Annotated in this window: 11 protein-coding genes; 6 read left to right on the top strand and 5 right to left on the bottom strand. The window is 43.3% G+C overall.

The genetic code is table 11. The features are described from left to right. Positions 1 to 25 precede the first annotated feature (25 nt). Positions 26 to 1054, top strand: coding sequence for an alpha/beta fold hydrolase (locus JMX82_RS02160; protein WP_201539193.1), 1029 nt, complete (start codon positions 26 to 28; stop codon positions 1052 to 1054). A 125-nt stretch (positions 1055 to 1179) separates the two neighbouring features. Here JMX82_RS02160 and JMX82_RS02165 read toward each other — a convergent pair whose 3' ends face one another. Beyond that, a complete protein-coding gene (locus JMX82_RS02165) occupies positions 1180 to 2181 on the bottom strand; it encodes a WG repeat-containing protein (protein WP_201539195.1) in 1002 nt (333 codons plus the stop codon). 403 nt (positions 2182 to 2584) lie between these two features. Between JMX82_RS02165 and JMX82_RS02170 the strand changes: the two genes are divergently transcribed. Further along, positions 2585 to 3517 carry a DMT family transporter gene (locus JMX82_RS02170; protein ID WP_201539198.1) on the top strand — a complete coding sequence of 311 codons (933 nt, stop codon included), beginning with the start codon at positions 2585 to 2587 and terminating at the stop codon, positions 3515 to 3517. 147 nt (positions 3518 to 3664) lie between these two features. Here the strand turns inward: JMX82_RS02170 and JMX82_RS02175 are convergent, their stop codons facing one another. Beyond that, positions 3665 to 5098, bottom strand: a complete 1434-nt coding sequence (locus JMX82_RS02175; RefSeq protein ID WP_227676260.1) for a solute carrier family 23 protein — start codon at positions 5096 to 5098, stop codon at positions 3665 to 3667. A 539-nt stretch (positions 5099 to 5637) separates the two neighbouring features. On the opposite strand from JMX82_RS02175, the gene JMX82_RS02180 reads away from it, so the two are divergent. After that, on the top strand, positions 5638 to 7071 hold the full coding sequence (locus JMX82_RS02180; RefSeq protein ID WP_201539200.1) for an L-serine ammonia-lyase: 1434 nt from the start codon (positions 5638 to 5640) through the stop codon (positions 7069 to 7071). 142 nt (positions 7072 to 7213) lie between these two features. Here JMX82_RS02180 and JMX82_RS02185 read toward each other — a convergent pair whose 3' ends face one another. The 3 genes from JMX82_RS02185 to xthA form a co-directional block, all read right to left on the bottom strand. Next, a complete protein-coding gene (locus JMX82_RS02185) occupies positions 7214 to 7612 on the bottom strand; it encodes a DUF4377 domain-containing protein (protein ID WP_201539202.1) in 399 nt (132 codons plus the stop codon). Between the two features lie 427 nt (positions 7613 to 8039). Next, on the bottom strand, positions 8040 to 9263 hold the full coding sequence (argJ, locus tag JMX82_RS02190) for a bifunctional glutamate N-acetyltransferase/amino-acid acetyltransferase ArgJ (RefSeq protein ID WP_201539203.1): 1224 nt from the start codon (positions 9261 to 9263) through the stop codon (positions 8040 to 8042). Positions 9264 to 9390: 127 nt separating this feature from the next. Next, a complete protein-coding gene (gene xthA, locus JMX82_RS02195; RefSeq protein ID WP_201539205.1) occupies positions 9391 to 10215 on the bottom strand; it encodes an exodeoxyribonuclease III in 825 nt (274 codons plus the stop codon). Positions 10216 to 10436: 221 nt separating this feature from the next. On the opposite strand from xthA, the gene JMX82_RS02200 reads away from it, so the two are divergent. The 3 genes from JMX82_RS02200 (at position 10437) to JMX82_RS02210 (ending at position 12903) form a co-directional block, all read left to right on the top strand. Then, the gene (locus JMX82_RS02200; RefSeq protein WP_201539207.1) at positions 10437 to 11027 is read left to right on the top strand and encodes a thioesterase family protein; all 591 of its coding nucleotides are present in this window, start codon (positions 10437 to 10439) and stop codon (positions 11025 to 11027) included. A 102-nt stretch (positions 11028 to 11129) separates the two neighbouring features. Next, entirely contained in the window at positions 11130 to 12008 is an 879-nt protein-coding gene (locus JMX82_RS02205; protein WP_201539217.1) for an ATP-binding cassette domain-containing protein, read from the top strand. 100 nt (positions 12009 to 12108) lie between these two features. After that, positions 12109 to 12903 carry an ABC transporter permease gene (locus JMX82_RS02210; protein WP_201539219.1) on the top strand — a complete coding sequence of 265 codons (795 nt, stop codon included), beginning with the start codon at positions 12109 to 12111 and terminating at the stop codon, positions 12901 to 12903. The last annotated feature ends 241 nt before the right edge of the window (positions 12904 to 13144 follow it).

Here is a 13144-nt window from a genome sequence, read left to right on the forward strand (position 1 = left end):
GACGACCCTCTAATTAGGACACTTCATGACAACATCGAATGACATCAAACCATCGGCAACACTACAACAAGACTTAGGTGGCTACCCTACTCCTGAGTGGCAAAAGTTTGGCGCGCACCAATGGCGAGACTCTGACCTTAGCAAGCATCTGTATCAATCAATGATTGATATCGGCGATGGCATTGAGCTGTGTGTTGAGGCAGGTGGCAATCCTAATAATCCACCACTGCTCATGATTATGGGACTTGGCTCACAGATGATATTTTGGCCAGATAATTTTATCAAGCGCCTTATTGATGCCGGGTTTTTTGTCATTCGTTTTGATAATCGTGATATTGGTCTGTCTTCTAAAGTGCAGATTGATGGACTACCGCGTATCAGTCAGCTAAAAATGATGATGCGCCTGCAAACCGGGTTGTCCAATAAAGGTACGCAAGTTGCTTATAATTTAACGGATATGGCAGAAGATACTGTTCGTTTGATTAAAGCATTGCAGTTGGGCAAAACCCATCTGATTGGCGCTTCGATGGGCGGCATGATTGCGCAAATCGTAGCGGCACGTTATCCAAGTTTAGTGCAGCGTATGGCGTTGATGTTTACCACGACCAACCGTGCATTTTTAAAACCACCGAAACCTAAGCAGCTATATACCCTGATCAACCGCCCTGAAAGTCATTCTGAGCGCGATATCGTGCGCCATAGCGTGTGGTTTATGAAGACAGTCGGTACGCCTGGGCATGTCAACGTACGTATGGTGCGTGAAATTGCCAAATTGCGTTATCAGCGCAACTTTCATCCGCTCGGCACGGTACAACAGCTCAATGCTATCTTGGCATCAGGCTCTATCAGCCGGTTTAGCAAGCAAGTCAAAGCACCGACTATCGTACTGCATGGTAGCGCAGATGGACTACTCCCCGCCTCACAAGGTCGTGTGGTTGCCAAGACCATTCCGAATGCCAAGTTTCATTTAATCGAAGGCATGGCGCATGATATTCCTGAATACTATCAACCTTATATGGTCGATTTAATCAGCAATCATTTATTAGATGAATAGTTTTAGTTGTCACACAATCCATAAAAAAGAGCGTAAATCCTACTATTGATTCATAGGTTTTACGCTCTTTTTTATGCTGGATATTTTACCTAGGTCATGTAGGTCTTTAGGTTTGAACACGCAGCTTAATCACAGCCCACTCCTGTGCCCTCTTTATCGATACACATTTTATTGCCGTTTTTTAGATTGCCAATCCACGCTTTACCACCAGTAAAGGTAAAGGCGGGTTTGCCTTGATAAAGATCACCAGCCGACACACCGCTATTGGCAAAGCGAAAAGGAATCACCAACTCGCCACCAAGATTAACAAAGCCCCAGTTTTCATCGATGCGTACGCCAGCCAAGCTTTCGGCAAAGGGACGCACCTCGTCAAAAGAATAGGTAATCATGGTCACATTATTATCATCGATAAACCCCCATTTGCCATCTTGCTGACGCGGTTGTAGCATCGTAAAACGATTGGGAAGTGTCTGGTTGGATGAGGATGCATTGCCATTAGCGCTGGCAGGTGCTCGTGGCGTCGTGGATTGCTCGTTGTTACTACCATTTGGGTCACTGGTCGTTTTACCGTTTTCATCAATCCAACTGATTGCTTGATTTTTACGTACACGGGCGACACCATTTTGGTAATCATCAATGTCACTAATCGCGGACGAAAATGGCACGATGGTTTTATTACTAGTAGTAATGACCCCATATTTACCATCCTGCTTTACCACGATACGCCCGTTAGAGACGGGACGCGCCCAACCCTGTCCTTCTTTAAGCACATCATACATCGCAGGCACTACTTCACGACCTTGCATATTAAGATAACCGACATGACCGTTGCGCAGTACAGGAAGTAAACCTGCCGATATCTTACTGGCATCAACTTTTTGATAACGTGATAAATCAACGACGCTTTTGCCCTTACTATTAATCAGAGCAACAGGCGCGCCGAAATCTTTTGTCGCCAAAAAATAGCCGCTATTTGCCGTACAAGCCACGTTTTTATAATAACTTTTTGGAATTTTGCAACTGGCCGCTTGTACGCTTGGCACCATAAATAGCGTAATAGCAAAGATGGCGATAGCAAAACCAGATATCAATGGTCGTTGTTGTAGGGATAATGAACGTCGCAACATAGATGAACCTAGGCTAATGATATTGAAGTACTTGAGGTAAAGACTAATAAGAAATATCCTGTTTTATTGTGCCACTACAGTGATTATAAACCACTAGATTAACAAATAGTGATATCCACGCCAATATCGTTCCTGTAAGGATGTCTCCACCATATATTCGTATTGTTATAGAGATTTTCTTATATGAGAGAAGCTTAAGGTCATCATTGATTTTATACCTAGCATATACAGAGATAAAACCTGATACAGCAATAATAAATCAAACAATAAGCATAAATGATGGTTTGACCATTTCATTTTAGCGTCAAAACCTAGACAATACGGCTTGTGTTAGCGTCAGTATTCATTGGCGTCATCGTTGATACAGTAAGATAAAATAATAATATGGATATAAGGACATTATATGGCGATTGCTTCTTCACGCTCTGCCTCTACTGGGTTGGTCATTGGTTGTATTATCTTTGGTCTGGGTAGTTTGATTGTCGCTCACGTTGATATTGGCAGTTGGGCAATGGCATTTTGGCGCTTGGCTATTTCAGGTGTCGTATTCGCTGTATTGGCCAAAATCATGGGACAGCGTCTACCCCGCTCAAGGCGCGCTATCTTTTATGGTTTATTATCAGGTGTCTTTTTAGGCTTAGATCTGGCGCTCTGGCACGAGAGTATTTATGCGGTCGGCCCTGGCATCTCAACTTTATTGAATAGCCTACAGATTTTCTTTTTAGCCGCCATTGGGTTTTTATATTTTAACGAACGCCAATCTATATTGCAGCTCATCAGTTTATTTTTAGCCATGTTTGGTGTGGCCATGATAGGCAGTCCTGAGTTTGCGCATAACAGCGCCGCCACTTGGGGGTTCATCACTGGTATCGTCTCAGGGGCAATGCTAGCGGCATCAATGACTTTTATCCGTAAGACCCATGATACTGAACCCACACCCATATTTATGCTGATGCAGCTGATTAGTATCGGTGGTGTATTGGCGATGATTATTCCTATGTTTGTGTTTGATAGGGGTCATATTTTGCCAAACACTTGGTCTGAGATTGGCTGGGTGCTCATCTACGGCACGGTGATGCAGTGCTTGGCGTGGGGACTAATTGCCTATTCCATTCCTAAGCTGTCTTTGGCGTTAACTGGATTATTATTATTATCAGAACCCATTGCTGCATTGGTCATTGATTATAGCTGGCTGGACAAACCGATTAATAGCTTACAGTGGAGCGGTGCTCTGTTGACCATGTTTGCAATCTATTTGGGTTCACTGAAACCTAAGCCGCGCGCCCTACGACGTTATCGGTTTTTCTCAAAATTTTATAAGCGAGACTACAAGTAGCTTTTATTCTGCATTTTTATCGTGCACTTGCTGCCACTCCATAAAAAGCGCCCATGCTACCTATAGCATGGGCGCTTTTTATGGAATGATATACGCTGTTACCGTCATTAACTGATAGGTATAAAACCTCAGCATCATAAAAGCTGATTACTTAGCCAATGATTGATGAGTGGCCTTCGCTTCAGATCCTTGGTTAAATAACGCATTTAAGACAATCGCTGCCAAAGTCGCCGTACCGATACCGCCCAAATCAAAGCCGCCTAAATGCAAACTAAAGTTACCCGTACCCATAATAACGGTCACGGCCGCGATAATTAGGTTACTGTTTTTACTAAAGTCGATACGACTGTCTATCCAAATTTTGACACCTGCAATAGCAATCAAACCAAACACCACAATGGACGCACCGCCCAATAAAGCGGCTGGTATCGTCTGAATGATGGCACCAAATTTTGGTGATAGTCCCAATAAAATAGCAACCACACCTGCCACGACAAATATTGTTGTGCTATATACCTTAGTCACCGCCATCACACCGATGTTTTCAGCATAAGTCGTCACACCAGTACCGCCAAACCCTGCTGAAAAAGTGGTTGCCAAACCATCAGCAAAAAATGCTCGACCCATATAAGGCGTTACACGAGCTTTGGTCATACCTTCGACAGCCTTAAAATGCCCTAAGTTTTCAGCCACTAAAATAAAGGCCACAGGCGCAATCAGAATAATAGCACTCATCTCAAAGCGAGGCGTATGGATACTAGGTAAGCCAAACCACGAAGCAGCTGCCACACTACTAAAGTCAATCGCTGCGCCAAAACCCATGACGTTGGTCATGATAAAATAGGCAAAATAGGATAATATTAAACCAACCAATAATAACAGACGACGCAGCATACCGCGTGTAAAAACAGCCACACCACTGATGAGTAATACGGTCAAGGTAGCCATCCAAGCATCAAACTGATTGGCAGACACCCCTTGAATGGTCACTGGCGCTAAATTAAGACCAATAATCATCACAATAGCACCAGTAACGATAGGCGGCATCAAACGCTCAATCCAGCCAGTACCCGTTTTCATCACCAGCAGCCCAATTAACGCATAAATGATACCGCAAGCCATGATGCCGCCCAAAGCGACATTCAAATTACCATTGAACCCTGCGCCTGCATAAGCTGTCACAGCGATAACAGGACCAATGAAAGCAAAACTTGAGCCCAAATAGCTCGGCATGCGCCCACCAGTGATCAGAAAGAACATCACCGTACAGATACCTGACATCAAAATGGCTAAGTTGGGATCAAAGCCCATTAACAGCGGCGCAAGCACAGTCGCACCAAACATCGCAAAAGTATGCTGTACACCTAATAGCAGGCTTTTTGACGGTGGCAAATATTCATTGATACCGACCGGATCACGATCTAAATCGCCTTGATACGGACGCCATGTCGGAAACCAGCGTCCATTTTCAAAGTCTGGATTGTACGGAGGACTGATCGCCGCAGCCTCTAATCCATGTTCAGCAGATGGTGCTTGAGCGCTGTTTTCTAAAGGCGAGGAAGGGTCTTTTTGAGAGGGCATACACGCTTGTCCTATGTAAACTGGGCTAAAATAATAGACAACAGTAAATGAAAAATAAAAATTGAGTTAAATCAGAGCATCAATCGGCAAGAATATGTGGCTAGAAATTACGATAACGAGTAAAATCCGCATCTTTTCATTTATAATATGTCGCTCTGACTCATTCATTTATGTTGCAATATGGCAAACCAAAAGTATTATTTGGTATGATGACCATGTTTTGGTAGATGTATGTGGTCGGATATGTTTAACTAAAAAATGGTTATGGTCGCTTATGACTCAGTGTACTCTGCCGCGACAATCAACTTACAGGATGTTACATAGCCATTAGCTCCGAGCATGATAGCGGAGTTTCAAAACAAATAAAAGTTATTATTCAATCACCATTTTTCCTCTTTTGCGTTAATACTTCCATGGGCGGTGCTTCCTCTACACCTTTGTCGGTGCTATAAGCGAGAGCTTCCTGTTATATTCTCAATGAAAGTGCCTAAAGCAGCTATACAACATGTTAGTGCACTTAAAAAACTTGGTAAGTTATTATGATTAGTGTTTTTGATTTATTTAAAATTGGTATTGGCCCATCAAGCTCACACACGGTAGGACCCATGGTCGCCGCCAATCTTTTTTTGGGCTCATTAACTAAGCAAACAGAGCTGACGGCTATTACAGGTGTTGAAATTGAGCTTTATGGCTCTTTGGCAGCCACAGGCAAAGGGCATGCAACCGATACTGCTATATTGTTAGGGCTGCTTGGGCATGCTCCTAGTACGATCGATACCCGTTTGACCAGTCAATATTTGTCACCGATTTTTTCAGACAAACAGCTCAATATAGCAGGCACGCATGTTATTGCCTTTGAGACAGAGCGCGATATTCATTGGTATGACGAAACCGTTTTACCCTACCATCCTAATGCCTTGACTATCCGTGCATTATTGACCGACGGCAGTCATTATCAACAAACCTATTATTCGGTAGGTGGCGGCTTTGTTATCAATGAAGAAGATGCCACCAATCCGGATGAAGATAACGCCACGCCGACCATTGACGCCATTCCTTACCCCTTTAATAGCGCCGCAGAATTGCTGGAGCAATGTCGTCAACACCACTTAAGCGTTAGTGAATTGGTATTGGCAAATGAATGTCATTACCGCAATCAATCAGAAGTTTTTACTTATTTAGACTCTATTTGGGAGTCAATGCAGGACTGCGTGACGCGAGGCTGTCAAAACAGTGGCATATTACCTGGTGGCTTGGATGTGAAACGCCGTGCCCAAGCATTACATCTACAGCTGTGCGCCGAGAAAAACCAACCCATTACCAAAAATGACAAACTCGCTGCCATGGACTGGATTGATTTATATGCCTTGGCGGTCAATGAAGAAAATGCCAATGGCGGAAATGTCGTCACTGCCCCCACCAACGGTGCAGCAGGTATTATTCCTGCGGTCATGCATTACTATCGCGACTTTTTATCAAGCTATAGCCAAGATGGTGCACGCAAGTTTTTGTTAAATGCGACCGCTATTGGCAGCTTAATCAAACAAAATGCCTCCATCTCTGGCGCTGAAGTTGGTTGCCAAGGTGAAGTTGGTTCTGCTTGTGCCATGGCAGCTTCTGCATTGGCAGAAATCTTAGGCGGTGATCCAGCTAAATGCCTTAATGCGGCTGAAATTGGTATTGAGCATAACTTAGGTCTGACATGCGACCCTGTTGGCGGTCTAGTGCAAGTGCCTTGTATCGAGCGCAATGCCATGGGCGCCGTCAAAGCTGTCAATGCGGCGCGACTTGCTTGCCGTGGTAACGGACAGCACTTTGTCTCTTTAGATAAAGTGATTGAAACCATGAAAGTCACTGGTGCGGATATGCTAGATAAATACAAAGAAACCTCACGAGGCGGTCTTGCCGTTTATGCAGACAATCGCATCCCTACTGCCACTCATGGCGTCAGTGTAAAATATAGTCAGTGCTAACATAACGATTGTTTAATATAGCTTATCCTGACATCACACTCCCAAGTATTTTCTGAAATAAAAAAAGACCCCTAATATAGAATTAGAGGTCTTTTTTATTCTGGTTAAATATGCTCGTTAACTAGACATACTCAATGATTCATTACTCAGCTGTTTTTGAAACCACTTCGTTTAGAATCCAAACTGGCTTAGCCATGTTAGTATTTTCATCCATCATGACTTCTTGGCGAACATCTAGAACATAACGATAGTTTGGCTCATAAGTAAAGCCCTGAATATTGCCGTTTAAAGGTGTGTAGTTTTTCTGATAAGTCTGACGATACTGTAAGCATTCTGCTTCAACCTTAGTACCCTCAGCTGTTGACAGCTCACAGACGGCTTTCAGTGGTGCTACTTCTATTTTAAAACTTGGAATGTTAACCACTTTAACATTCATAGGTTGCCCATCGACAACCATCGTACGTTCGTTATCCATACCCATGGTAGAGCAACCTGACAGGGCAAAGGCGGTCATTACTGCTGCAAGTACTAATTTTTTCATTATTAAATCCTCAGTTAATGGTTATAAATACATTATTGATGGTTTGAGATTATTGTTTTGGACACATCATGCTGGTAAATATATTTTAAAAATATCAGTCAATTTTTGCGATGGGTGTAATACTACTGTCGATATTGAGCCAAGCAAGAGTATTCACCTGATTTAGCTTTACCGAATAAACCTATTACGTCTCAATAATGTCGTCTATTGTTTGTTTACTGAGGTCAGTATAGAGCGCAACTCGTCTTCTGCTCTATAACTGCTTTGTAAAGTAACGTCAGCTTTTGCAACTGTTGTTAATCGCGCGTATTGAATAGTAAAGTAAATTGATACTGAGCAAAATTTACACATCAAAAAGCCAGAGTAATAGTCACTCTGGCTCAGTTATTCATTAAACAGTATTTTACTTAGCTGACAGTGATAACCCTTAACTACGATAATCCGCATTAATTTTGACGTAGTCATAGGACAAATCACAAGTATAAACGGTGTCGCTGGAATCACCGCGAGCAAGATCGATATGAATGGTAATCTCGGGACGACTCATGACTGCTTTGCCCGCTTCTTCTGTATAGCTAGGCGCGACGCCACCATTCTGGCAAATCATGACTTCATCGAGATAGACATCCACTTGTTCCGTATCCAAGTCTTCGATACCAGCATAACCAACCGCCGCTAAGATACGACCCCAGTTGGCATCGCTAGCGAAGAACGCGGTTTTGACCAACGGTGAATGCGCGACCGCATATGCCACATCGCAGCACTCTTGCGTGGTCTTGCCACCAGTGACGTTGACGGTCATAAACTTGGTAGCACCCTCGCCATCACGTACGATTAATTGCGCCAGACGGACAAACACCTCGGTCAAAGCCGAAAATATAGCCTGATAATGCGGATGTTCTGGACTATCAATGATATCTGAGCTGGCAGCACCCGTGGCTATCAACACACAGCAATCATTGGTTGAAGTGTCGCCATCGACAGTGATGCGGTTAAAAGACTGCTCATTAATGGCACTTAGCATTTCTCGTAATAGGTCAGCAGCAATATTGGCGTCAGTTGCCACATAACCTAGCATGGTTGCCATGTTAGGGCGTATCATGCCTGAGCCTTTTGACATGCCGGTAATATGATAGCTGCTACCCGCCACGTCGATTTTTTGGCTAGCGAGCTTCGGAATCGTATCTGTGGTGCGAATACCATTCGCCGCGGCAAGCCAATTGTCAGCCCCCAAATTGGCAAGTGCATTATCTAAGCCCGCGATGATCGCATCGCTATTTAATGGCTCGCCAATGACACCGGTCGAGAATGGCAATATTGCATTACTATCCACGCCAGCCTTACTCGCCAGAGAGGCACAGATATCAACGGCGCGACGTTTGCCATCAGCACCCGTCCCAGCATTAGCATTACCTGTGTTAGTGACCAAATAACGCGGACTCATCTTGGCAAAATGCTCGCGCAATACCCTTACAGGCGCTGCACAAAAGGTGTTTTTGGTGGTCACAACCGCAGTGGTCGCGGTATCAGCGATCTCAATCAGTACTAAATCATCTCGGTCTTTATAGCGTACGCCTGCGGCAGTGGCGCTTAGCTTGATTCCTTCGATAGGATAAATAATATCAGGTACTGTAACATTTCCGACTGCCATGGTTTAATCCTTATTGTGAAATTTTTATCATTATTTATAACGGTTGATGCGATAAATACTGAGGCGCGTTGAGCCTTCAACCATGAGGCTACTGCTGCTGAAGTATCAAACACGACCTATATAAATACTACCGTTTTTTTAAATCAAATGCCGACCAAATTGGCGCATGATCAGACGGTTTTTCCATCGCCCGTAGCTCATAACTAATACCAGCATCAACACAGGCCTCAACAAGATCCGAGCTGCACAAAATATGATCGATACGCAAGCCACGTTTCGGCTCATCATTGAACCCACGGCTGCGATAATCAAACCAGCTATATAGCTCTGTGCTCTCTGGATAATGTAAGCGATAGGTATCTGTCAGCTCGCGTGACATCAGCGCCGCATACCACTCGCGTTCTTCTGGTAAAAACGAGGTCTTTCTATTTTTCAACCAGCGCTTAGCATTGACGTCGCCAATGCCAATATCAGTATCTTCTGGGGCAATATTCATATCACCCATGATTATGAGCGAGCGACCTTCTGCTTTTAGGGTATCGATATACGCCATTAAATCTGCATAATAAGCGCGCTTCATCGGGAATTTGGTCGGATGATCTTGGCTTTCGCCTTGTGGAAAATAGCCATTAAGCACATCAATTTCACGATCGTCAAAATCATAACGGGCATGGATAAAGCGTTTCTGTGCCTCAGCATCTTCACCAGGAAAACCCTTTTGCACAAATATAGGTGCAACCTTGGATAGTAATGCCACGCCATAATGGGCTTTTTGACCAAAGTACTCTACGTGATAGCCCAGACTCTCTATGTTTTCTAGGGGGAATTGCTCATCATGTACTTTGGTTTCCTGTAGACCCATCACATCAGGATCGATCACTTCTCGCACGGCCTCAAGCTGATGTTGACGAGCGCGAATACCATTGATATTAAAACTGACAAAACGGGTCATAAATTATCCTATACTAATTGATGAAAATACGGTGCTAATATAAAGAAATGGGCTATGAAAGTGCATAATCCACTATCATAACAGACGTCGACCGACCTAACTGTTGCGCGCCCTGATATCTTAAGCTAGAGTAGTTGTGGTTAATATGGCTACTATCAAATTTTGGCCATCGAATCATGAACATCGAACAATATTTATTAAAACAATGACCGAGCATCTTTATGATAAAAAATAACAGCAAAAATACAAACACAGTGGCAAGTGTAGACGGCGAATATACGCCATTGTTTACCAAAAATTATAATGTCTATATTAACCATACTGATGCAGGCGGTATAGTCTACCATGCCAATCATTTGGTGTTTTTTGAAAACTGCCGCCGTGATTGGTTTGGGGAACTGAATTTAAACGGGTATTTTTTGCAGACTGACGATGGAGAAATCCAGCATTTTGTTGTCAGTCAAGCAGACTTGCAATACAAAAGAGCTATTTTGTTAGATGAAGTCATCAGTGTGCGCATCGATAAAGTCGAGTTAAAACCTGCCAGCATTATCTTTTACCAGAGTATTTATCGTAACAGCCCAGACAGCCTTTCTTCTGATTATGCTAATAGCAATGCTAATGCTAGCAGCTTATTAAGTAGTGGCAAAATTGTCATTGCTTGTGTGCAAAACCAAGTCAAAACCAAACCGCTATCCAATAGTAAGGCAGATACTGCGGTTGCTAGTGCCACGCCCATGCGCCCTATTCGTGTTCCAAAGCATTTACGCGATGCCATTGAGCAAGCGATCCACGAGCAGTTGAATGCTTAGTGGTTGGATAATTAGTAGTTAGATACTTAATGGTTAGATACTTAATGGTTAGATACTTAATGATTGGATACTTAGTGGCTGAATAATTAGCGATAATGACTTATGCATCTCCATAATAACAAACCGATACTGATATTAGAGAATATTCAGGTACACAGTAAACGTACAGCCAGCATACCTGCCTATAATGAGAATAAGGTTGGCGATAAAAATATTAATGACAAAAATATGGAGGCCACAGAAGCCACAACATCTGCGCTATCTACCATTTGTCAAAGATGGATCGGCAAACTAAGACCAAACCCTGTCTCTCAGCCAATCATACCGGCTCGTCAAAGATTATTAATCGATGGCGCCACAGGCAAGCTGTTAGCAGGTCAAGTAACTGTGTTAACAGGCGCTTCTGGTAGTGGTAAATCGGTATTATTACGGGTATTGGCTGGGCTATTGCCCATGAGTAGCGGCAATGTGTATTTGCGCCGTGATGACGGATCAACCAGCAGTGCTTACTATAGTATCCATGATACTGCACCGATACAGTGGCGCATGAATGTTGCCCTACTCGCACAGCACCCACAATTATTAGAAGGCAGTGTACTTGAGAACTTGCAAATGCCTTATCAGCTACAAGCGCATCAGCACCTTGACTTTGATATCGACTGGCATATCGCACAGCTTGAGCAATTGCAACGCAGCGCTGACTTTTTACAGCAAGAAATCTATCATCTATCGGGCGGCGAGCGGCAACTGGTCAACACGTTACGTCTCTTACAATTGAACCCACGGGTGTTGTTACTAGATGAGCCTACCGCGGCCCTAGACAGTGACACATCAGCCCAGCTCGTCAATCTACTCATGAACTGGTTACAGGCAGATAAGCAGCGTACATTACTGTGGGTAACTCACGATACACAAGACATCATGCCATTAGCCGATCAGCATTGGCAGATGCAAGCAGGGGTATTAACTGAGATATTCTAACGTTGAGTTAAGACTGTCATGTCACTCTTTAAGATGACTTTTCTTAACAAATTCGCATTAACGTCTATCTTATATTCGTCAGTTTATATAATGAGCCACTATGAGCGGTACAGATGATATACAAGTATTTTTAACTTACAGTGATATTGCCCTTGCCAGCAGCTTAATTATCATCGTTCTTATTATCTCTTGGCGGCTACGCTTACAGCTGACCAAAACGCTGTTAATCGCGGCTATCCGCACGGTGCTCCAGCTTAGTTTTATCGGTTTAATATTGGCATGGATTTTCGCTCGTGAACAATGGTATGAAGTCCTGTTAATTTTGACCATCATGACCTTGATTGCAGGCGCTGCTGCCAAAAATCGCGTCAAACGTAGCTATAAAGGTTTGTTAAATGACACTTTGCTGGCAGTAAGCGCTTCGGCTATATTAGTCACTGCGATAGCCATCATGATTATTTTAAAGGTACAGCCTTGGTACACACCGCAATTCGTTATTCCTATATTGGGGCTAATATTGGGCAATTCGCTCACCGCTATCTCATTGACCAGCAACCAGTTGATTGAATCCTTTCATGAGCAGCAAGGACGTATAGAGATGATGCTCAGCCTATCTGCTCGCCCATTTGAAGCAGTGCATGAACCAATACGCGCCGCCATTGTCAATGGCATGACTCCAACGCTGAACTCTATGCTAGTCGTCGGTATCGTTAGCTTGCCCGGAATGATGACGGGTCAAATATTGGCTGGCGCTGACCCCACTCAAGCGATTCGCTATCAGATAGTCACTATGTTTTTGATATGTGTGAGCAGTACGCTCGGCTGTACAATCAGCGCTTTACTCATTTATCGACGCTTTTTTAATAAAAACAAGCAGCTGATATTACCTCAATAATTGAGCATAACTGCATTCAGTTGGAGTGCTGACAAATCTCTAGTTGATATATTGATGTTGGCTATGATAATTTTCTTGCTTAACTCATTAATTTCTATACTTATTAAGTGACGAATAGCGTATCTTAAGTGACAAACAGCGCATCTATCTAATCACGTGAAATTCCATAAAAATCATATTTTTCAGCTTTATTTATGCACTGCTCAGTATTTCATACTAGTATAGTATTTGATGACATTCA

Origin of the sequence: Psychrobacter sp. 1044, assembly GCF_904846525.1 — a bacterium.
Taxonomy (GTDB): domain Bacteria; phylum Pseudomonadota; class Gammaproteobacteria; order Pseudomonadales; family Moraxellaceae; genus Psychrobacter.